Source organism: Bacillus cereus group sp. BfR-BA-01330 (assembly GCF_022663885.1).
Lineage (GTDB): Bacteria > Bacillota > Bacilli > Bacillales > Bacillaceae_G > Bacillus_A > Bacillus_A cereus.
In genome coordinates, this window is the sequence record NZ_JAKUGK010000005.1 from 184,391 (window position 1) to 204,533 (window position 20,143).

Consider the following 20,143-nt stretch of genomic DNA (forward strand, 5'->3'; position numbering starts at 1 on the left):
CAAGCTAAATCAGTTGTTTTTTGCATTGCTTTTTCTGATTTTGTACCTCAAAACCGAACCCGTTAACATAATTCCGAGTGTTTTTTATTATTTTAAGTTCTCTGGGTTTAAAGCTTCTAATTCAGGTACAACGAAGCGCCCGTCTTTACGGATTAGTACGTCGTCAAAGTAAATTTCGCCGCCGCCGTATTCAGGGCGTTGGATACATACTAAGTCCCAATGGATGTTCGAGTTGTTACCGTTCCATGCATCGTCGTAAGCTTGTCCAGGAGTGAAGTGGAAGCTGCCATCGATTTTTTCATCGAATAGGATGTCTCCCATTGGATGTAAGATGTATGGGTTTACGCCGATTGCGAACTCACCAACGTAGCGTGCGCCTTCGTCTGTATCGAAGATTTTGTTAATGCGTTCTGAATCGTTTGCAGTTGCTTCAACGATTTGGCCGTTCTCGAACTTAAGTTGTACATTTTCAAATGTATAACCGTTGTAAGGAGATGGTGTGTTGTAAGAAACTGTACCGTTAACAGAATCACGAACTGGTGCAGAGTATACTTCACCGTCTGGAATGTTTAAATGACCGGAGCATTTAATTGCTGGAATGTCTTTAATAGAGAATGTTAAGTCAGTTCCAGGACCAGTTAAACGAACTTTATCTGTTTTATTCATTAATGTAACAAGGCTGTCCATCGCCTTATCCATTTTACCGTAGTCTAAGTTACATACTTCAAAGTAGAAGTCTTCGAAAGCTTCTGTACTCATTTTAGCAAGCTGTGCCATAGAAGCATTTGGGTAGCGAAGAACAACCCAGCGTGTTTTTGGAACGCGAATGTCTCTATGAACTTTTTTACCAACTGTTTGGCCATGAACTTTCATACGCTCACTTGGAACGTCAGCTTGTTCATTAATATTATCGCCAGAGCGAAGGCCGATATAAGCGTCCATGTCTTTCATTACGCTTGCTTCATATGCAGCGATTTGTTCGAAATGTTCTTCAGTAGCACCCATTAATAAAGAGCGATCTACTTGATGATCTTTTAAAGAGACGAATGGGAAACCACCAGCTGCATATGCTTCTTTTACAAGTGCAGTTACAAGTTCTTTTTGTAAGCCAAAGTTTTCAATTAATACTTTTTCACCTTTTTGTAAGCGGATAGAGTAGTTAATTAAATTGTATGCTAACTTTTCAATACGTGGATCTTTCATATGTAAAGCCTCCCTACTAATTATGTATCCTCTCCTATTGTAACCTACTTAGTGGAATTTGTTGAATGATTTATGTTACAGTTAACGAATAAGTATGAAAATTCTAATGATGAGATAGGGATTAGAATGAAACGGAAAATGATTGTATAATAGGGGAAAGTATGAAAAAGATAAAGGAAGTGATGAAATGCAAGTTCTTTTATATGTAAGTGCGGCTATTATCGCGGTTGCTTTCGCAGTATTAGTAGTGTATGTATGTAGAACGTTGTTATCGGTTCAGAAGACGTTAGAAAACGTTGCAAGCACGTTAGAAGGTTTAGAAAAACAAATGCAAGGAATTAGCGTAGAGACAGAGCAATTATTACATAAAACGAATGCGTTAGCTGATGATATTCAACAGAAGTCACAGTCATTAAATAAAGTGGTAGCGGGTGTAGATGGGATTGGAACGACAATCCAATCTTTAAATACGAAGCTTCGTAATGTATCAGACTCTGTAACGGACGAAATTGAAAATAACGCTGATAAAGTAGCGCAAGTTGTACAGTGGAGCAGTGCGGCGATTGAAGTATACAATCATTACCGTGCGTCGAGACAAGAGAAGAAGGTTGAAAAAGAAGAGCGTAAATTAGAAAGAATTGAGAAAAAAGCTGAAAAGAAAGAGAAACGCTCTAGATTTCGTATGAGAGGTGAATCGTGATGAATATGACAAAACTTGAAACAATTGAAGAGCTTGAAGTCTTAGTAGAAAAGAACGAGCCGTATGTTCTTTTTAAACACAGTACGACATGCCCAATTAGTCACGGTGCATACACAGAATTTCAAGCGTATTGCAGCGAAGAAAGAGAAGTACCAGCGTATTACTTATACGTACAAGATGCGAGAGATGTGTCAAATCGTGTTGCAGAACAATACAGTATTAGACATGAATCACCGCAAGTGTTATACATAAAAGATGGGATGGTAGTATGGAATACATCTCATTGGAATATTAAAAAAGATGCTTTAGAAGAGAATATAAAGTAAAAAGAAGCAAGCTAAAGGTGCTTGCTTCTTTTTTTTGTTTTTGTTGAAATATATTTAGTGGTACACTATTAATAGTTCAAACTAAATAACTAGATTGTTGAAAGTAGGTTTTAAGTAATGAAGAAAATGGCATTATCCTTCGCAGTCGTAAGTTTATTACTGGGAGCTTGTAGTAACAATAGTAATACGATTAGTAAGAAGGATGAAGTTATACAAAAAGATACAAAAGAAAAAAGTATGATTCCGAGAACTGCTGTTTCTAAAGATTATTATAGAACTGTTATTCCTTTAAAAGAACAAAAGGTTATTAATACAGCTAATATAAAAACAAATTCTAAATTAGATTTAGCAGAGTATGAAAATGGTTTAATAAATATTGCAACGCAGCAATTTGATACAGAGAGTCACGTACTGCAATTAAACCAGTATATTCCAGAGAAACTAATTGATGAACTAGTTGCGAAAGTAGAAGCGCCAGTTTTGACAAATATTATAGAACAAGATTATTTCGGAAAACAGAATTCAAATGAATTAAGTTTATCTGGTGTTATGATTGGCTTAGCTATGTCTTCAAGTGTATCGAATGAAGAGGCTATGTCTAAAGGGACTGAAGTTGCTAAACAACTTATTGAAGCTATTAACAAAAATGATAAATATAACAAATCTCCAATTACGTTTGCTATCTTTAAGCAAGAAAGTACAAGTTCTTTAAAAAATGGTACGTATATTGCTAGTGCTACTGTTCAAAAGAATGATACGAACCTTGGAAATTGGAGTACGATCGATGAAAAGTCGTATTCATATCCTTCTGATGAATTTACACAAGCACATGGAGAAGATAATACAAAAATAAATAACTTTGCTAAGGAAATAAAAGGTTTTTCTAATGGAGATTTTATTCCAGTCAACGCTAAAGTTTCTTATAAGAAAGATCAAATGGATACATTAAATATGAATATTGTTATTAAATATAACGGTAAAACAGAATTAATGGCTCTTACCCAATTGGCTGCTCAAGGCATGTTAGACAAATTGCCTAAAGATGCGAAAGTACAATTACAGATCAAGTCTGAGAGTAAAATTGAGGCCGTTATTATAAAAGAGAAAAACAGTGATAAACCGTTTGTTTCCTTCTTGTAAAAAAAGACAGTATGTAAACTGTCTTTTTTTTATTTTAAATGAAAATATATAATGTTTTTTGATAGTAATTCCTTGCTGTATATCGTGTGACAATCGTATATGTATCAGCTATAATAAATTATCTTAAAAAAGTAACATATAGGAATTTGAAAGAGGTGGCTTTCTTATGGCATCACAACAATTAGGTCGTTTACGTTCTGAAATTGATCAACTTAATTTACAAATATTAGAGTTACTAAACGAAAGAGGTCGTCTCGTACAAGAAGTTGGTAATTTAAAAGAAGTACAAGGTGTGAAACGTTTTGATCCTGTACGTGAAAGAAATATGCTGGATTTAATTGCAGAGAATAATAATGGTCCATTTGAAACTTCGACTTTACAACATATTTTCAAACAAATTTTTCAAGCTGGTTTAGAATTACAAGAAGACGATCATCGTAAAGCATTACTTGTTTCTCGTAAGAAAAAAACAGAAGATACGATTGTTGAAATTAATGGTGAAAAAATTGGTGACGGAAATCAGCATTTTATTATGGGACCGTGTGCAGTGGAAAGTTATGAACAAGTACGTCAAGTTGCTGAAGCAATGAAAGGGCAAGGTCTGAAATTAATGCGTGGTGGTGCGTTCAAACCACGTACTTCACCGTATGATTTTCAAGGTCTTGGATTAGAGGGATTACAAATTTTGCGCCAGGTAGCAGATGAATATGGTTTGGCTGTCATTAGTGAAATTTTAAATCCGAATGATATTGAGATGTCATTAGATTACGTTGATGTTATTCAAATTGGTGCTCGCAATATGCAAAATTTTGATTTGCTAAGGGCAGCTGGTGCTGTGAATAAACCAGTATTATTAAAACGTGGTCTATCAGCAACGATTGAAGAATTCATTAATGCGGCAGAATATATTATGGCAAAGGGAAATGGGAACATTATTTTATGTGAACGAGGTATTCGCACGTATGAAAGAGCGACGCGTAATACGCTTGATATTTCCGCTGTGCCGATTTTAAAGAAAGAAACACATTTACCTGTCGTTGTCGATGTAACGCATTCTACAGGGCGACGTGACCTTCTCTTACCAACTGCAAAAGCAGCGATGGCAATTGGTGCAGACGCAATTATGGCTGAAGTACATCCAGATCCAGCTGTAGCTTTATCTGATGCAGCGCAACAAATGAATATACCGCAGTTCAATGATTTTATGAATGAATTAAAATCATTTGGAAGTAAATTATAAAAACTTTTAATGAGCTGTTCCAAAAAGGCATTTTGGAACAGCTTTCTCCTATTGTATAGCGACTGTCATTGTCGATTTTTGTTGGTAAGTTGATATATTTAAAAAATCGCTGATATAATTAGAGTTGCGGTCGATATATTTGGAAAATCGCTGATATATTTCGAGTTACAGTCGATATATTCGAAAAATCGCCGATATAAATTTCATTTACTATCGTACTGCTTAAAATAAGATTTCTACTAAGGAAACATCTATTTTTTTACAAAAAATGCCCTTTTTTCATAAAAAATACGAAAATACGAGAAAAGAAGCGAATTTTTTCGAAACTTTTGCGGGAAAATATTGTATGAGCCTGCGTTTTTATCGTATCATTAGTAAAAGGAAGAACTCGGGACGATTGGTGGCATCTGCAAATAGAGTTGATGTCTTTTTTTCATTCAAGTAACCGATACATAAAAATAGATAACAAAAATAGAAGGAGTGTGCGATGAGATGAACGTAACAATATATGATGTAGCGCGTGAAGCGAACGTTTCAATGGCTACCGTATCACGCGTTGTGAACGGTAACCCAAATGTAAAGCCTACAACAAGAAAGAAAGTATTAGAAGCAATTGATCGTTTAGGATACCGCCCAAATGCGGTAGCACGTGGACTAGCAAGTAAGAAGACAACTACAGTAGGTGTTATTATTCCTGATATCTCAAATACGTTTTATGCAGAACTAGCTCGTGGAATTGAAGATATCGCAACAATGTACAAATATAACATCATTTTAAGTAACTCTGACCAAAACAAAGAGAAAGAGTTCCATTTATTAAATACGATGCTTGGAAAACAAGTGGACGGAATTGTTTTCATGGGTGAAGATATTACAGACATTCACATTGAAGAATTTAAAAAATCTCCAGTACCAATTGTATTAGCAGCATCATTTGATGAGCAAAATGAAACGCCATCAGTAAATATTGATTATACACAAGCAGCTTATGATGCAATGAAGCACTTTATCGAGCAAGGACATAAACGTATCGGTTTCGTCTCTGGTCCTTTCATTGATAAAGCGGGAAGCGCGAAGAAGTTACAAGGTTACAAAAAAGCTTTAGAAGAAGCAGGTATTTCATATGATGAAAATCTTGTAATCGATGGAGATTACACATATGACTCAGGTATCGAAGCATTCGAAAAGCTTTGGAGCAATGATGAAAAGCCAACAGCAATCTTCGTATCTTCTGATGAAATGGCACTAGGTGTAATCCATGCAGCACAAGACGCTGGATTAAACGTACCAACTGACGTAGAAGTACTTGGTTTCGATAATACACGCCTTGCATTAATGGTTCGTCCGCAGCTTTCAACAGTTGTTCAACCGATGTATGATATCGGTGCAGTAGCAATGCGTCTATTAACAAAGTATATGAACAAAGAAAAAGTGGAAGATCACACTGTTATCTTACCTCACCGTATCCAATTTAGAGATTCAACGAAGTAAGTATAAAAAAGCTCACAGCGATTGCTGTGAGCTTTTATTCGTATTCAGGATAGTATTTTTGTACGACTGCATTTACCATTTCGTCTTTCTTAACGTGTAAAAATCTTGCATACAATTCTTTTCCGGTTTCAAATGGGGTATCGTCTAATTCAAACACATGCAATAGTTTTCGAAACGTCCATGTTATTTGCTCGCCGTACATATTATCGTACGTATGCTCAGACTGTATAGCAATTTGTTCACCTAGTGCATGAGCTTCTTCCAAACTGTTTGCTTTAACAAGAATAATACTTTCTTCAAAAAGTGTATCGTGATTCTCTTCATAATGCTCATCAATTTTCGTAGAATCAGGCTCACTAGAATGAACAGACTCAAGCAATAATTTTACAGCGTACATATTATGCTGCATGGTTCACTTTATAAATAATACTTGCGACAAGCGAAGCAGGTATTGTAAATACGTTACTTTGATAATGGTAATGTACTTGGGATTCTTCATAAGACATGTTGTCATATAGTTCATTTTGTAAGACACTCATTTTTTTCTGTTTTTCTTTGAGCATTTTAATGTAGTTGTACTGTATTGGGACGAGAATGATGAAATAAGCTAATACGATTAGTGAAATCCAAATCATTATGAACACTCCCTTATAAAGAATATTTCTATATAACAATTATATCAATAAAAAGAAAAAATAACCATTTTTTTGTTAGAGCTAATTTTCTTCTAAAAATGCAAACAGTTCCTTTTGATTTTTTAAATTGTGATCAATACATGTTCGAGCAACATATTTCAATCCTTGTAATAATGCATCTACGTGAAAAGTATCATAATGAATTATATTTCCCTCTACCATCGTTTCGTCTTTTTGCAAGTTAATTGATATTTTTAGTACAGTTATATTACTTTGTAAATTTACAACTTCGATGTAAAAAAACTGTTTGTCTAAGTCAATCGTAACATAATCGAATCGTTCGGATAGCTCTAATTTATATGCAGTAGTATATTCCAAATGAAAGCCTCCTTATTGTATAAGTGTATGTTATAATGCCTTCGCTATAGATGGGGCTATTCCTTGTTATATGTCACATAAGTGCAAATTTAACTATTATAGGGCAATGTCATGTATAATAGAAAGAAAAGGCTTGTGAGGGGGGAAAAGAGATGATCGTTCTTTGGATAATTACGCTTTGTATGACTGCTATTTTTGCATATATGACGTTAAAACAAAATGGTTTAAAGCGATTTGTTCCAGGAAGTATTCTTGCAGGAATTGCCCTTATCACGTATGTAATTTCTATTTTTATTGAAAGTGTATCAGTAGATATGAGCACAAGTTTAATGTTTATTGGTATTACACTATTTGCAGGTAGCATTATGGTACTTATGGTTGCTGGTATTATTTTATTTATTCATATGAATTCGGAAACGTTATAGCATATAGAAAAGGCATGTCCCGAGGGGACATGCCTTTTTATCCGTTCAATTATGCTCTATCTTTAGAAGAGTTTTGCTGTTTTAGTAAGTCGCGAATTTCGCCAAGAAGTTCTTCTTCTTTTGTTGGTTCTGGAATTTCTTCCTCTTTTTCTTCTTCTTTTTTAGATGTTAGTTTGTTGAAAACTTTAACAAACATAAAGATAGAAGCTGCGATAATTAAGAAGTCAAAAATTGTTTGGATGAAGTTACCATACATAACAGCAGATTTACCGTATCCAAAGTGTAAACTTGTAAAGTCAACGCCACCTAATACCATACCAAGTAATGGTGTGATGATATCTTTTACTAAAGAACTAACGATTTTACCGAATGCAGCACCGATTACAACCCCGACAGCTAAATCAACGACATTCCCTTTGAAAGCGAATTTTTTAAACTCGTTCCACATGTGTTAATCCCATCCTTTCCACGATTCATTATGAAATTTATAATTCCTATCAACATATTCTATAGAAATTTACGAGAGAAATAAAGAGGGAATGGGAATGAAAGTAAATTCTGAAAAATGTATCCGTTTTAATTTTTGTTTACATCATCTAGTAAAGATTGTAGCATTTGCTGCGTTTTTAATCCTTCTAATCCATCTACAACAGGCTTTGTATCGCCTTGTACACACTCAATAAAATGATGAACAGCATCTTCAAAACCACGTTGTTTTAACGTCGTATCCCATGATGGGGAACCACTTTGTGAAACTGAGTTTTCCTGTTCAATTTCAAATGTATTCATATTTTTTACGCGAATGATTTTCCCTGGCGTTACAAGTTCAATTTGTTCTAAATTTGTACCGGCATGGCGATGCATTGCAGTAGAAAGTAACAGTCCACTTGGAGTTGTATATGTATGATGTCCGTAAAGAAGTTCATTCTTTTCATTGATTTGCATCATATTGTGAACGGCGTTAAGGTCATCATTAGCTAACCAGCGAGCGGTATCTACAATGTGTAAATAATCATCTAACATAGTGAAGTCGTACGTATATGGCCCGACTTTATTTGTACGATGCTTTTCAATTCGAATCCATGAAATATCATTAGCCTGTTCTTTGGCAGCGACATACATAGGAACGAATCTGCGATTAAATCCGACCATTAATTTTCGGTTATACTGCTTGCTTAACTCGACTAGTTGCTCAGCTTGTTCCACTGTAGCTGCTAGCGGTTTATCAACATAAACGTCGATCCCTTTTTTTAGAAGTTCAGAAACGATTTCATAATGCGATGCAGTTGAACTATGAACGAAGATTGCATCGCATTCCGAAGCTAACATTTCAATAGAATGAAAGTCTTGAATTCGGTATTGCTGGCAAACTTGTTTTCTTTTCTCTGCGTTAGGTGTAAACGCCCCTACAAAATTCCAATCAGTTTCTTTTGTAAGTGTTGGAAGATAGGCCTTTTGCGCAATACTTCCAAGTCCAATCATCCCAATTTTAGGTTTGTTCATGTTTATTCCCCCCACCCTATTAATAGTAATGTAACGGCTTAAATGTAGCATAGGGTGGGGGAGGAAGGCAAAAATTAGCTTTTTACTTACGGCCTTCTAACAAAATCTTCTCTATCTCTTCAAAGTGATGAGTGCGAGCATGCTCTAACGGGGTAACACCATCATTGTCTGGAATATTTACATCTGCACCGTGCTCAATAAGAAGGCGAATGACTTGTTGCTGTGTTTCGTTTCCGTTACTTAGTACGATGGCTTCCATTAAAGCTGTCCATCCCAGGTTATTTACATGATTTACATCAATATTTGTTCGAGTGAGGAGTTCTTTTATAACGTCAATATAGCCATGTTCTGAAGCTGGGATAAGAGCTGTACCGCCGTAACGATTTGTAATCGTAGGATCTGCACCAGCATCAATTGTTAGCTTTAAAATGTCTAAGTAACCTTCCGCACCGGCGTATAGAAAGGGATTGTTTTTCATGTCATCTTGGATATTTACGTCAGCACCAGCTTCGATAAGCGCTTTTGCGGTTTTTACATCATTTTTGTATGTAGCAATCATAAGCGGAGTGCGTCCTTGACTATCCGTCGCATTTATATTTGCGCCTTTTTTTAGTAAAGATATAACAGTATTCGTTTCATTTTTTTCAGTAGCTGCTAGTAGTGCAGTCTCCATGTTTGTCATCTCCTTTTTTACTTCTTGTTCTTGCGAGCATCCTTGTAAAAAAATTACGCAACATATGATACTGAATGTTTTTTTGAACATGGAATTTCAACCTCCTAATTTCAACTGTAAAATAGGAACATTAAATTTTTATAAACTGGCGCTAAAATTACTATAAAATCGCTTGAGTAATTGAACATATATTTTTATGCTTATAAATAATAAGGTTTGATAAAGTGAGGATTTAAGATATGTCTATTAAAACAAGGTTTTTATTTTCTTATATTGCTGTTATCCTCGTTTCCATTACGCTTATATTAGTCGCGGGATTTTTAATCGTTTTTTCGATAACAGGTGACTTGGAAGCAGTGAAAAATTTCTATAAAAGTTCTTACATTCAAAAGCCGCTTACACCAGAAGAAGAGAATGCCTATCTTGAGTTGAAGTCAGCAGCCAAACAGCATCAATCTCAATTGTTAGATGAGTCGTTTGTCTCAGCAATAGAAAAAGAGGGTGTGAAAATAGTAGTAAGAAAAGGAGAAACACTTTCATATGCTTCAAACGTATTTGAAAGTGTATCTTTAAAAGAAGCCCTTCCGAAATTTGAATCAGCAAATATTAATAGTCGTGGTACAACGGAACTAGGCGATACATTTTATCGATATGTAAAGTTTGATTTTTATTTTCCTCAGGAAGAAGAGGGAAGTATATTTGTATTAAAAAGGCAAAGTTCATTTGTAGATCTTACACAAAAATTATTTCCGATTTTGTTCGTATCACTTTTACTGTTAGCCATCTTGCTTATTGGATTATTAAGTTACCTCGTTTCAAGAAGTGTAATAAAACCAATTTTTGTATTGAAAGGCGCAACGGAGAAAATTAAAGAAGGAAATTTAGATTTTCAAATACCAGTTACATCACACGATGAAATAGGGCAATTAAATCAAGGATTTGAGGAAATGAGGAAGAGATTAAAAGAATCGATAGAGATGCAAACGCAGTATGAAGAAAATCGAAAAGAGCTTATTTCAAACATCTCTCATGATTTAAAAACACCGATTACATCAATTATCGGATATGTAGAAGGAATAAAGGACGGAGTAGCAAATACGCCAGAAAAAATGGATAAGTATTTAACAACTATCCATACGAAGGCAAAACATATGGACACACTCATTGATGAACTCTTTTTGTTTTCGAAGCTCGATTTGAATCGAGTTCCCTTTCAGTTTGAAACGGTTGAATTAAATATGTTTATGCAAGAGTTAATCGAAGAGATGCAAATGGATTTAAGTAAAGAAGGTATAGAAGTTAACTTGCAATTACATGCATCACCACTATATGTAACGGCTGATTGCGAAAAGATAAATAGAGTTATATCAAATTTAATTCATAATAGTGTGAAATACATGGATAAAGAAGAGAAGAAAATTACTGTAACAGTATCGAGTAATAATAATAAAGTTATTGTGAAAGTGATGGACAATGGATCAGGTATAGAATCTGATACGCTACCTTATATCTTTGAACGTTTTTATCGTGCAGAACAATCGCGGAATTCTAGCACAGGTGGAAGTGGACTTGGTTTAGCAATAGCGAAGCAAATTGTTGAAGAACATGGCGGGAAAATTTGGGCGGAAAGCGAGCTTGGTAAAGGCACAAGCATTTTCTTCTCATTGGAAAAAGTAGAGGAATGTGGTGAGTAAATTGAAAAGAATTTTATTAATAGAAGATGAAGTAAGTATTGCAGAATTACAGCGAGATTATTTAGAAATTAATGATTTCCAAGTTGATGTAGAGCATTCAGGAGAAATAGGTTTACAAACAGCCTTGCAAGAAGACTATGATTTAATTATTTTAGATATTATGCTTCCGAAAATGAACGGATTCGAAATTTGTAAACAAATACGTGCTGTAAAAGATATTCCGATTCTACTTGTTTCAGCAAAAAAAGAAGATATAGATAAAATTCGCGGACTCGGATTAGGAGCGGATGATTATATAACGAAACCGTTTAGTCCGAGTGAATTAGTCGCAAGAGTAAAAGCGCATATTGCCCGTTATGAAAGATTATTAGGAAATGTAAGTAAGCAACGTGATACGTTATATATTCACGGAATTTCTATCGATCAACGAGCGAGAAAAGTTTTTATAAACAATGAAGAAGTGGCATTTACAACGAAGGAATTTGATTTATTAACATTCTTTGTCACACATCCAAACCAAGTATTAAATAAAGAACAGTTATTTGAACGCATTTGGGGATTAGATTCCGCTGGTGATTTAGCCACTGTTGTCGTCCACATTAGAAAGCTACGTGAAAAAATTGAAAGAGATCCTGCTCACCCGCAATATATTGAAACTGTATGGGGAGCTGGTTATCGTTTTAACGTGTAATATACCTGCCGAGTAATTGGCAGGTTTTTTGTATGTTATTCGAATGAAAAGGAAGAAATAGGTAATTTGTGTTAAAATGTAAAGAGAAACAAAACAGAGGAGAGCATAGGGAGCGAGCTATATGTTGGGGGATATATTAAAAGATAATAAATCAAATAAGACTTTAAAGATTGGAACTAATATCGTACTTATCTTATTGATTATTGGTGCAATACAAATGTTTTATGATGAAGATTCTACGAATGATCATTTCGGTTGGTTCTTTTTTGCGATCTTTTGGGTAATTAAAAGCATTTCTAGCTCTAAGGTAAGTTTAAAAGATAGAGATAAAAAGTCGGTATTACTTGATGTGGGTTTAGTGGTTATTTCTTTTGTTTTTTTAGTTGTTTTTAGTGTGAAATATTTCTTTTGAAAAAAGCTCATAGTCGTATAGAGGCTATGAGCTTTTTATCAGTGTTTAGGTTTTCTTAATAATAATGGTACTAACGATTTATAAAATGTTTGAGTAGTAGAAGTAAACTGAGCAGCTTCTTCTAAAAAAGGATAATGGTTGCTGTTTTCGAATGGAATGAAGATAGAATTACGTATCCCATCATGTATCTCGATAGAATATTGAATTGGGCACTGTACATCATATCTTCCGCATATAATAAGTGTCTTTGTTTGGATGGAAGGTAAATTCTCTCTTAAATCAAATGAAGGATATTCATTGGCGAAAGCATTCATCCGGCTAATGGACATTGTTTTATTGATTGGTTTACAAAAATAAGAGTTGTAGTTTTCTGGTTTATACAATGATAATTTTGTTCTCTTAGTAGATAGTTCTTTCCGTTCTTCATTTGTAAGGTGAGGGCTTTTTAAGTTTTCGATGAGTCTTTGCATATAATGAAACTGTGGATGTGCTGGGTGATAAATGCAGAATGGTGTTTCGGTATAGTTACTTGCTGCAGCTCCTGCTACGACTAATGATTGTAAGGAATGTGGATATGTAATTGCATATAAAAGTCCAAGCATACCACCTGTTGAATGGCCAGCGAAATGCCATGTTGGAAGTTGTAATGCTTCTCGTATGGCTTCCAAGTCGTGGATTGTTTCAATCATGCTTAATTCTTTTTCTGAATTGGCTTTTAACGAGTTACCAGCGTCTCGTAAATTAATGAGAAATACACGATGCGTAGCAGTAAAAACATCCGCAAAGTAATCACCAGTTTCATTAAATTGTGAATAGTGATGTGTAATACAAAGCGATTCGCCATCTCCTTTTGTAAAGAGTTCAAATGTACCACGTTTCGTGTGGATCATTTGTCGTTTCCACATAATATCACTACCTTTTCTCATAAAAGTTGGGCCAGGCTGTTATGAAATGAAAATATATCGGCGCATTTCGAAATATATCAGCGATTATTAAAATATATCGACTTACCGACAGAAACCGACAATAAATAAAAGGAGGCTATTCAAAAACGAGCCTCCTTTTCGTTTAGTACAAAGATTTTGTCATATTATTCCGAATAATTTCAAGGGATTTCGCTACAGTTAATGCGTTTTTTTCTTCAATTTCTGGTTTACGGGGGATAGGTTTATACATGTTGTCTGGATCTTCCCATGTGAGGGGAAGTTCTGTTTCTGCTTGTCCTTTCCAAGCTTCAATCCATTCTGGAGGGAGATAACCTGAGATGTTTTGGATGTTGTTCATTTCGAGCCAAATGAGTGCCCAAGCTCTTGGAACGACGCGCCAGTGATCATAGCCACCGCCACCGACAGCGATCCAGCGACCGTCGCAATATTCATTTGCAATTTCACGAGCGAGCTTCGGTATTTCACGGTAAATATTCATTGTCGCACAAAGATGCGTAAGTGGGTCATAATAATGTGCGTCAGCACCATTTTGCGTTAAAATAATATCCGGTTTAAAGTACGCTGCAACTTCTTTTACAACAGTTCGATATGATTCTAAGAACGATTCATCTTCTGTAAAAGCATCGAGTGGAACGTTAAAAGAATAACTATAACCATTACCTTGTCCACGTTCGTTTACAGCGCCAGTTCCAGGGAATAAATAGCGACCAGTTTCATGCAGTGAAATGGTGCATACGTTAGGGTCATCATAAAACGACCACTGTACGCCATCACCGTGATGAGCATCTGTATCAATATATAAGACGCGTAAACCGTATTTCTTTTGAATATATTTCATTGCGATAGAACTGTCGTTATAAATACAAAAGCCAGATGCTTTGCCGCGAAAGCCGTGATGTAAGCCGCCACCTAAATTGAGAGCGTGCTTTACTTTCCCAGAAAGAACAGCATCGACAGCTGTTAATGTACCACCAACGAGCAATGCGCTTGCTTCGTGCATATTTGGGAACATCGGTGTATCTTCTGTTCCGAGTCCATATGTCATTGCAATTGATTTTTCTAACTTTCCTTCTCCAGCACGTTTTACCGCATTTATGTACTCCTCTGTATGAACGTAGGCGATTTCTTCATCTGTAGCCGTCCGTGGTGAGATGATTTGAGAGGGAGAGATGAAACCGCCCTTTTGTAATAAATCATACGTAAGTGTGACGCGCAGTTGGTTAAAAGGATGATCAGGGCTAAATGAATAGCCCCGGAAGTCATCCGAATAAATAAACGCGCTACTCATGCCTGCATCCCCATGATGTTTGGCCATAATACGCGGTAGCCTTCTGCTTCAAGTGCATCAATCACTTTTAGAGGATTCATCGTTTGAATGCGGAAAACGAGTACTTTATCATTCTCATCTTTTGCTGGATAGACGAGAACGCTCACGATATTTATTTGTAAATCACTAAAAATAGCAACGACTTTTCCAAGAATACCAGGTTCGTTTTTTACTTGAATTTCAATTTGCGAACTTGGTTGATGTGCTCCTGTTAATTTTACTAACGTGTGTAATACTGTAGATTCAGAAATGATTCCAACTAACTTCCCGGCCTTTGTAACAGGAAGACAGCCAATTTTATTTTCAAAAAATAAAGTAGCAATTTCCTCAACAAAATCGAGAGGATGGCAAGTCATAACAGGATGTTTCATAATAAGTTCGAGCGGTTGCTGTAGCATATCGAGTGAAACTTGTTCATCTAGAATAGACGGACTTGCATCTCTTACATCCCGATCAGAAATAATGCCTACGACGTGATTATTTTGATCGACAATTGGAATGTGCCGAATGCCTTTCGTGCGTATCGTTCGGATTGCTGTTTCGATTGTATCGTTTGGATGTAATGTAACTACATTTTGATTCATAATTTCTTCTACAATCATTCCAGTTGCCCCCTTTATTAATACATAAAACGATTGTGAAAACGTAGACGATCAAAAGCTTGAATAGAATCCGTATCAACGCGTTTACCGATGCGGACCATTAAACAGTTGGCAGGATGTGAACAAATTTCAGGATCGTCTGTAGCCATCCATTGTAACCCGCCAGCATTCATCATCTTCTCCATTACTTTTCGGTATTCCCACACATTCAATCCTGTTTGTTTCAAATCCCAGTGCCAATAATATTCAGTCGTCAATATAATGTAATCTTCCATATAATCGTCCATCATAGAAACCTCTAGTAAGTTCTTTCCGACAGAACTCCCACGGAAGGCTGGGACTACTTCAATTGCCCCAAGCTCAATTAAGTTTTCCATTTTTCCTTCTGACCATCGTTCAAGTGGATCAGGATACAAGTATGTAACATATCCAACAATTGTTTGGTCATGTCTAGCAATAATGAGACGAGCTTCTGGTAATTTAGAAATTTCGACAATTGCTTTATATTGTTGCTCGGCAGGACGAAACGCAATTAAGTCTGGATGAAACTCATACATTTCTAAGTTATGTGTAGAGACAGGACCTTCAATAATTAAAGTGCCTTTCGCTGTTTTTAAGTTTCTAGCATTATATATTTTTTTATGAATCAATGTATTGCTCACCACCTTGAGGGTTTGTGAATCTATTAATATCGTACTTTATAATATATGCGATGTGAATCGAAATTTGTCATTAAAAATTTGTCTAAAAATCAACAAATATACTGAAAATTTTAAATAATGTCATTATAATAGATAATAGAATACATAGGAGGGGGATGTAAAGTATGAAAGTAGAAACGCTTCCTGTCATTAAAGGAGAAAATAATTTGCCGAATTATGATGAGGCATACGCGAATTTTAACTGGGAAGAGGTTAATAAAAACTTTACTTGGAATGAAACAGGCCGAGTAAATATGGCGTATGAGGCAATTGATAAGCATGCGAAATCCGATCGAAAGAATAAAGTAGCTCTTTATTATCAAGATGGATCGCGAAAAGAGAAATATACATTTAAGGAAATGAAGGATTTTTCTAATAAAGCAGGAAACGTCCTTAAGAATTATGGCGATGTAGAAAAAGGCGATCGCGTTTTTATTTTTATGCCACGTTCTCCAGAGTTATATTTCGCACTTTTAGGTGCAGTGAAATTAGGAGCAATTGTTGGACCGCTATTTGAAGCATTTATGGAAGGCGCAGTTCGCGATCGCTTAGAAGATAGCGAAGCAAAGGTGTTAATTACAACGCCTGAATTATTAGAGCGCGTACCATTAAATGATTTACCGGCTTTAAAAACAGTTTTCCTTGTTGGAGATAATGTAGAAGAAGGCGGTAAAACGGTAGCGTTCAATCCGTTATTTGAACAAGCTTCAAAAGAATTACATATTGAATGGTTAGGCCGTGAAGACGGTTTGATTCTACATTACACGTCTGGTTCTACTGGTAAGCCAAAAGGTGTGCTTCATGCGCAAAACGCAATGGTTCAGCACTATCAAACGGCGAAGTGGGTATTAGATTTAAAAGAAGACGATGTATATTGGTGTACTGCTGACCCGGGCTGGGTAACTGGAACAGCTTACGGTATTTTCGCACCGTGGTTAGTTGGAGCGTCAAACGTTATTTTAGGTGGACGCTTTAGTCCAGAAGCTTGGTATGAAGCACTGCAAGATTATGGTGTGACGGTTTGGTACAGCGCACCAACAGCATTCCGTATGTTAATGGGAGCTGGACAAGACGTAATTAAAAAATATGACTTATCACAAGTTCGTCACGTATTAAGCGTTGGTGAGCCGTTAAATCCAGAAGTAATTCGCTGGGGTATGAATGCATTTGGACTTCGTATTCATGATACGTGGTGGATGACAGAAACAGGTGGACAAGTAATTTGTAACTACCCTTGTATGGAAATCCGTCCAGGTTCAATGGGGAAACCAATTCCAGGTGTGAAAGCAGCGATTGTTGATAATGAAGGAAATGAAGTGCCTCCTTACACAATGGGTAACTTAGCAATTGCGAAAGGTTGGCCATCTATGATGCGCGGGATCTGGAATAACCAGCAAAAATATGAATCTTATTTCATGCCGGGAGATTGGTACGTATCAGGTGACTCTGCTTATATGGATGAAGATGGATACTTCTGGTTCCAAGGACGTATTGACGATGTAATTATGACGTCAGGTGAGCGCGTTGGTCCGTTTGAAGTAGAAAGTAAATTAATCGAGCATGCTGCTGTTGCAGAAGCTGGTGTAATTGGTATTCCTGATCCGGTGCGCGGCGAAATTATTAAAGCATTTATCGCACTTCGAGCAGGATACGAACCATCTGATGAATTAAAAGAAGAAATTCGTCAATTTGTAAAGAAAGGCCTAGCAGCTCATGCAGCGCCACGACAAATTGAATTTAGAGATAAATTACCGAAAACGAGAAGTGGTAAAATTATGCGCCGCGTATTAAAAGCGTGGGAGCTGAATTTACCAACAGGTGACTTATCAACGATGGAAGATTAAGAGAGAAAGGTCTGAACGAAAAATGTTCAGGCCTTTCTTTTTTATGATATCATGAACTCATATATATAAGTTAAAGGGGATAGTATGATGAAAACAGAAAAGGAAAAGATGATACTAGGAGAAATGTACATACCGGCTGATCCAGTTTTAGTACAAGAAAGAGAGCAAGCACGTATATTAACGAGAAAATTAAATGATACGCCAGAAGAGCAATTGAAAGAGCGTAGCGAAATCGTAAAAGAATTATTCGGAACGACAGGAGATAATATTCATCTTGAATCTTCTTTTAGATGTGATTACGGCTATAACATTCATGTCGGTGAAAATTTTTACGCGAACTTTGACTGTACGATTTTAGACGTATGCCCGGTAACAATCGGAGTGAACTGTATGTTAGCTCCAGGTGTTCACATTTATACAGCAACGCACCCGCTTGATCCGGTAGAGCGTATAAGCGGATCAGAATACGGAAAACCAGTTACAATTGGCGATAACGTATGGATTGGCGGAAGAGCAATTATTAATCCAGGTGTAACAATTGGAGACAATGCGGTGATCGCATCTGGTGCTGTCGTAACGAAAGATGTGCCTAATAATGTAGTAGTTGGCGGGAATCCTGCAAAGATTATAAAAAAACTAAAATAATATTTGAACGAAGTGCCTTCCTCGTCTGTATACATTTATGAAAGAATAGATGAGGGAGGCTTTTTTATGTCTAATAAATTACTTCTTGCTTTTGCTTTAATTGGAATTATAGTTGTATTTTCTTGTGGTCTTTTCTTACCGATACCAATTGGATATAGAGTATCAATGCTTACAGCTGGAGTTATAATGGGTGTTCTGTTTTCAATCATTATTCCATTTGATAGAAAACATATAGTACGGAAAAATGGATATAAAATTGATTTTACAAAAACAAAAGTGTATTTTCGCTGGAATGTATTTGACACTATTTCTGTCTGCCTTGCGTTGTATGCATGCATATGTGTGCAAGCGTTAAATACTTTAGTTGCAATGGGATTTACGATTCAAAACCCATATGTGCAATTTTTTACAAATCAATCACAATTGTGGATTTTTATTGCGATTGCATATTTAATTTCCCGTATTTCATTAACGTTAAAAGGAATAAAGGAGATCAAAAATCATGGCGCAGATTGGGATTGAGGAGGAGCTCATGCTTGCGTATCAAAGTGGGGATAAGCAGGCTGGGGAAAAACTATACGTTTTAATCAAACCAGCGCTATACACATTTTTATATCGATTTAACCGAGATGAACAATTAAGTATCGATCTTGTGCAAGATACGTTTTTGACGCTAGAGCGTAAGAAACATATGTATGAACTTGAAAAAGGTAAAATAAAAACGTATTTATTTCAAATTGGTTATCGTCTTATGATTAATAAATTAAATAGGAGAAAAAAGTGGCGTACGCTTTTGCCATTTTTAGTGCCGATTCCGGAAAAAGAATTTTCTCACGAAGATCGGCTCACAGTAAGAGAAGCAATTTTGAAAGTTCCAGAAGAGCAAAGAGCGGTCCTAATCCTTTCTTATTATCATGACATGCAGCAAAAAGAAATTGCAGAGATATTAAACATTCCGATTGGAACCGTGAAATCGAGACTTCATAACGGGATAAAGAAATTGAAACAATTGCTGGAGGTGGACGAAATTGAGCGAAAATCCCTTTAAGAGTGAATATAAGTTAAAACAACATTTAGATAGTGATCATGTAGAAATACCAGACTTTCCAAAAACGGTAAGTCGATTCGATCGATTAATCGGGTTTCTTGGTTCCCCGGCGAAAGATCCTGTGGAGGCGACCATTGGGAATGATTTATCGGTTGTGTTTCATGTATCGTTATTAGTTGGGGTTCCAATTCTTTCTCTTATTACGATACTCTTTATGGCGTTGTAAAGGATTGGCAAGGAGGGAAACCCGACCTCTATTTGACACGCCTATATAAATGATGGTATAAAGAAAAGTATATGAATAATTGAGCGTGGAAAGGGAGAAGTAGTGATCATTTCCCTGTTTTAGAGAGCTGATGGCCGGTGAAAATCAGCACATAGATGATCGCGAATTACGCCCCTAGAGCATCTTTTTTCGATTGAATTGTATTCAAAAGGGAAAAGACGGTGCTAAGCCGTTATGTAAATAAGGTGGTAGGCTTTTTTTTGCTTGCAACTAGGGTGGTAACGCGATAATC

25 protein-coding genes and 1 other annotated feature (1 of these 26 only partly in view) are annotated in these 20,143 nt (G+C 36.0%); of the genes, 14 read left to right on the forward strand and 11 right to left on the reverse strand.

Annotation, left to right across the window (positions count from 1 at the left end):
- Positions 1-87 precede the first annotated feature (87 nt).
- Positions 88-1,203 carry an aminopeptidase gene (locus tag MR112_RS16100; protein WP_000654729.1) on the reverse strand — a complete coding sequence of 372 codons (1,116 nt, stop codon included), beginning with the start codon at positions 1,201-1,203 and terminating at the stop codon, positions 88-90.
- A 187-nt stretch (positions 1,204-1,390) separates the two neighbouring features.
- Between MR112_RS16100 and MR112_RS16105 the strand changes: the two genes are divergently transcribed.
- The 5 genes from MR112_RS16105 to ccpA all read left to right on the forward strand — a co-directional run bounded on the left by MR112_RS16105 (position 1,391) and on the right by ccpA (position 6,100).
- The gene (locus MR112_RS16105) at positions 1,391-1,903 is read left to right on the forward strand and encodes a DUF948 domain-containing protein (RefSeq protein WP_001197720.1); all 513 of its coding nucleotides are present in this window, start codon (positions 1,391-1,393) and stop codon (positions 1,901-1,903) included.
- The gene (gene ytxJ / locus MR112_RS16110) at positions 1,903-2,229 is read left to right on the forward strand and encodes a bacillithiol system redox-active protein YtxJ (protein WP_001057469.1); all 327 of its coding nucleotides are present in this window, start codon (positions 1,903-1,905) and stop codon (positions 2,227-2,229) included. The genes MR112_RS16105 and ytxJ overlap by 1 nt, the downstream gene beginning before the upstream one ends.
- Positions 2,230-2,346: 117 nt before the next feature.
- The gene (locus MR112_RS16115) at positions 2,347-3,369 is read left to right on the forward strand and encodes a CamS family sex pheromone protein (protein ID WP_000738025.1); all 1,023 of its coding nucleotides are present in this window, start codon (positions 2,347-2,349) and stop codon (positions 3,367-3,369) included.
- Positions 3,370-3,535: 166 nt separating this feature from the next.
- The gene (locus MR112_RS16120; protein WP_000168210.1) at positions 3,536-4,609 is read left to right on the forward strand and encodes a bifunctional 3-deoxy-7-phosphoheptulonate synthase/chorismate mutase; all 1,074 of its coding nucleotides are present in this window, start codon (positions 3,536-3,538) and stop codon (positions 4,607-4,609) included.
- A 492-nt stretch (positions 4,610-5,101) separates the two neighbouring features.
- Positions 5,102-6,100, forward strand: coding sequence for a catabolite control protein A (gene ccpA / locus MR112_RS16125; RefSeq protein WP_001103297.1), 999 nt, complete (start codon positions 5,102-5,104; stop codon positions 6,098-6,100).
- 34 nt (positions 6,101-6,134) lie between these two features.
- Here ccpA and MR112_RS16130 read toward each other — a convergent pair whose 3' ends face one another.
- The 3 genes from MR112_RS16130 to dhp61 all read right to left on the reverse strand — a co-directional run bounded on the left by MR112_RS16130 (position 6,135) and on the right by dhp61 (position 7,113).
- Positions 6,135-6,497 carry a DUF4288 domain-containing protein gene (locus MR112_RS16130; protein WP_242245123.1) on the reverse strand — a complete coding sequence of 121 codons (363 nt, stop codon included), beginning with the start codon at positions 6,495-6,497 and terminating at the stop codon, positions 6,135-6,137.
- A 1-nt stretch (position 6,498) separates the two neighbouring features.
- Complete coding sequence (locus MR112_RS16135; protein WP_242245124.1) at positions 6,499-6,735, reverse strand: DUF3949 domain-containing protein; 237 nt, start codon at positions 6,733-6,735, stop codon at positions 6,499-6,501.
- An 81-nt stretch (positions 6,736-6,816) separates the two neighbouring features.
- Positions 6,817-7,113, reverse strand: a complete 297-nt coding sequence (dhp61, locus tag MR112_RS16140; protein ID WP_048656121.1) for a protein Dhp61 — start codon at positions 7,111-7,113, stop codon at positions 6,817-6,819.
- A gap of 152 nt (positions 7,114-7,265) precedes the next feature.
- On the opposite strand from dhp61, the gene MR112_RS16145 reads away from it, so the two are divergent.
- Positions 7,266-7,538 (forward strand): DUF3917 domain-containing protein, encoded by a 273-nt coding sequence (locus MR112_RS16145; protein ID WP_000636589.1) that lies wholly within the window; start codon positions 7,266-7,268, stop codon positions 7,536-7,538.
- Positions 7,539-7,587: 49 nt separating this feature from the next.
- On the opposite strand, the gene mscL is transcribed toward MR112_RS16145, so the two are convergent.
- The 3 genes from mscL to MR112_RS16160 all read right to left on the reverse strand — a co-directional run bounded on the left by mscL (position 7,588) and on the right by MR112_RS16160 (position 9,804).
- Positions 7,588-7,986 carry a large conductance mechanosensitive channel protein MscL gene (mscL, locus tag MR112_RS16150; protein ID WP_000267011.1) on the reverse strand — a complete coding sequence of 133 codons (399 nt, stop codon included), beginning with the start codon at positions 7,984-7,986 and terminating at the stop codon, positions 7,588-7,590.
- A 128-nt stretch (positions 7,987-8,114) separates the two neighbouring features.
- Positions 8,115-9,041 carry a Gfo/Idh/MocA family protein gene (locus MR112_RS16155; RefSeq protein ID WP_242245125.1) on the reverse strand — a complete coding sequence of 309 codons (927 nt, stop codon included), beginning with the start codon at positions 9,039-9,041 and terminating at the stop codon, positions 8,115-8,117.
- Positions 9,042-9,123: 82 nt separating this feature from the next.
- Entirely contained in the window at positions 9,124-9,804 is a 681-nt protein-coding gene (locus MR112_RS16160; protein WP_088363263.1) for an ankyrin repeat domain-containing protein, read from the reverse strand.
- A 149-nt stretch (positions 9,805-9,953) separates the two neighbouring features.
- Here MR112_RS16160 and MR112_RS16165 point away from each other — a divergent pair, with 149 nt between their 5' ends.
- From MR112_RS16165 to MR112_RS16175, 3 genes are all read left to right on the forward strand, one after another.
- Entirely contained in the window at positions 9,954-11,408 is a 1,455-nt protein-coding gene (locus MR112_RS16165) for a sensor histidine kinase (protein WP_071740269.1), read from the forward strand.
- 1 nt (position 11,409) lies between these two features.
- A complete protein-coding gene (locus tag MR112_RS16170) occupies positions 11,410-12,099 on the forward strand; it encodes a response regulator transcription factor (RefSeq protein ID WP_001986686.1) in 690 nt (229 codons plus the stop codon).
- A gap of 121 nt (positions 12,100-12,220) precedes the next feature.
- Complete coding sequence (locus MR112_RS16175) at positions 12,221-12,511, forward strand: hypothetical protein (RefSeq protein ID WP_000900161.1); 291 nt, start codon at positions 12,221-12,223, stop codon at positions 12,509-12,511.
- Positions 12,512-12,549: 38 nt separating this feature from the next.
- On the opposite strand, the gene MR112_RS16180 is transcribed toward MR112_RS16175, so the two are convergent.
- From MR112_RS16180 to acuA, 4 genes are all read right to left on the reverse strand, one after another.
- Complete coding sequence (locus MR112_RS16180) at positions 12,550-13,437, reverse strand: alpha/beta fold hydrolase (RefSeq protein ID WP_142243886.1); 888 nt, start codon at positions 13,435-13,437, stop codon at positions 12,550-12,552.
- 142 nt (positions 13,438-13,579) lie between these two features.
- Positions 13,580-14,746, reverse strand: coding sequence for an acetoin utilization protein AcuC (acuC, locus tag MR112_RS16185; RefSeq protein WP_017674370.1), 1,167 nt, complete (start codon positions 14,744-14,746; stop codon positions 13,580-13,582).
- Positions 14,743-15,387 (reverse strand): acetoin utilization AcuB family protein, encoded by a 645-nt coding sequence (locus tag MR112_RS16190; protein ID WP_000634583.1) that lies wholly within the window; start codon positions 15,385-15,387, stop codon positions 14,743-14,745. The genes acuC and MR112_RS16190 overlap by 4 nt, the downstream gene beginning before the upstream one ends.
- Before the next feature lie 17 nt (positions 15,388-15,404).
- Positions 15,405-16,037, reverse strand: a complete 633-nt coding sequence (gene acuA / locus MR112_RS16195; RefSeq protein WP_000581388.1) for an acetoin utilization protein acetyltransferase AcuA — start codon at positions 16,035-16,037, stop codon at positions 15,405-15,407.
- 176 nt (positions 16,038-16,213) lie between these two features.
- Between acuA and acsA the strand changes: the two genes are divergently transcribed.
- From acsA to MR112_RS16220, 5 genes are all read left to right on the forward strand, one after another.
- Positions 16,214-17,932, forward strand: a complete 1,719-nt coding sequence (gene acsA, locus MR112_RS16200; RefSeq protein ID WP_242245126.1) for an acetate--CoA ligase — start codon at positions 16,214-16,216, stop codon at positions 17,930-17,932.
- A gap of 84 nt (positions 17,933-18,016) precedes the next feature.
- Positions 18,017-18,577, forward strand: a complete 561-nt coding sequence (locus MR112_RS16205) for a maltose acetyltransferase domain-containing protein (RefSeq protein WP_002026426.1) — start codon at positions 18,017-18,019, stop codon at positions 18,575-18,577.
- A gap of 66 nt (positions 18,578-18,643) precedes the next feature.
- On the forward strand, positions 18,644-19,099 hold the full coding sequence (locus MR112_RS16210) for a hypothetical protein (RefSeq protein ID WP_000066429.1): 456 nt from the start codon (positions 18,644-18,646) through the stop codon (positions 19,097-19,099).
- Positions 19,080-19,625, forward strand: coding sequence for an RNA polymerase sigma factor (locus MR112_RS16215; protein WP_000057185.1), 546 nt, complete (start codon positions 19,080-19,082; stop codon positions 19,623-19,625). The genes MR112_RS16210 and MR112_RS16215 overlap by 20 nt, the downstream gene beginning before the upstream one ends.
- Entirely contained in the window at positions 19,606-19,851 is a 246-nt protein-coding gene (locus MR112_RS16220; RefSeq protein WP_001293782.1) for a hypothetical protein, read from the forward strand. The genes MR112_RS16215 and MR112_RS16220 overlap by 20 nt, the downstream gene beginning before the upstream one ends.
- 77 nt (positions 19,852-19,928) lie before the next feature.
- Positions 19,929-20,143: a binding site (T-box leader), on the forward strand (it continues 15 nt past the right edge of the window).

Coding starts and splice junctions, on each gene's coding strand:
- acuC (WP_017674370.1), bottom strand. CDS start 14,746: ATGAGTAGCGCGTTTATTTATTCGGATGACTTCCGGGGCTATTCATTT.
- MR112_RS16165 (WP_071740269.1), top strand. CDS start 9,954: ATGTCTATTAAAACAAGGTTTTTATTTTCTTATATTGCTGTTATCCTC.
- mscL (WP_000267011.1), bottom strand. CDS start 7,986: ATGTGGAACGAGTTTAAAAAATTCGCTTTCAAAGGGAATGTCGTTGAT.
- MR112_RS16100 (WP_000654729.1), bottom strand. CDS start 1,203: ATGAAAGATCCACGTATTGAAAAGTTAGCATACAATTTAATTAACTAC.
- MR112_RS16130 (WP_242245123.1), bottom strand. CDS start 6,497: ATGTACGCTGTAAAATTATTGCTTGAGTCTGTTCATTCTAGTGAGCCT.
- MR112_RS16160 (WP_088363263.1), bottom strand. CDS start 9,804: ATGTTCAAAAAAACATTCAGTATCATATGTTGCGTAATTTTTTTACAA.
- MR112_RS16190 (WP_000634583.1), bottom strand. CDS start 15,387: ATGATTGTAGAAGAAATTATGAATCAAAATGTAGTTACATTACATCCA.
- MR112_RS16135 (WP_242245124.1), bottom strand. CDS start 6,735: ATGATTTGGATTTCACTAATCGTATTAGCTTATTTCATCATTCTCGTC.
- MR112_RS16145 (WP_000636589.1), top strand. CDS start 7,266: ATGATCGTTCTTTGGATAATTACGCTTTGTATGACTGCTATTTTTGCA.
- MR112_RS16215 (WP_000057185.1), top strand. CDS start 19,080: ATGGCGCAGATTGGGATTGAGGAGGAGCTCATGCTTGCGTATCAAAGT.
- MR112_RS16175 (WP_000900161.1), top strand. CDS start 12,221: ATGTTGGGGGATATATTAAAAGATAATAAATCAAATAAGACTTTAAAG.
- MR112_RS16120 (WP_000168210.1), top strand. CDS start 3,536: ATGGCATCACAACAATTAGGTCGTTTACGTTCTGAAATTGATCAACTT.
- MR112_RS16155 (WP_242245125.1), bottom strand. CDS start 9,041: ATGAACAAACCTAAAATTGGGATGATTGGACTTGGAAGTATTGCGCAA.
- ccpA (WP_001103297.1), top strand. CDS start 5,102: ATGAACGTAACAATATATGATGTAGCGCGTGAAGCGAACGTTTCAATG.
- MR112_RS16105 (WP_001197720.1), top strand. CDS start 1,391: ATGCAAGTTCTTTTATATGTAAGTGCGGCTATTATCGCGGTTGCTTTC.
- ytxJ (WP_001057469.1), top strand. CDS start 1,903: ATGAATATGACAAAACTTGAAACAATTGAAGAGCTTGAAGTCTTAGTA.
- MR112_RS16115 (WP_000738025.1), top strand. CDS start 2,347: ATGAAGAAAATGGCATTATCCTTCGCAGTCGTAAGTTTATTACTGGGA.
- MR112_RS16180 (WP_142243886.1), bottom strand. CDS start 13,437: ATGAGAAAAGGTAGTGATATTATGTGGAAACGACAAATGATCCACACG.
- MR112_RS16210 (WP_000066429.1), top strand. CDS start 18,644: ATGTCTAATAAATTACTTCTTGCTTTTGCTTTAATTGGAATTATAGTT.
- MR112_RS16205 (WP_002026426.1), top strand. CDS start 18,017: ATGATGAAAACAGAAAAGGAAAAGATGATACTAGGAGAAATGTACATA.
- acsA (WP_242245126.1), top strand. CDS start 16,214: ATGAAAGTAGAAACGCTTCCTGTCATTAAAGGAGAAAATAATTTGCCG.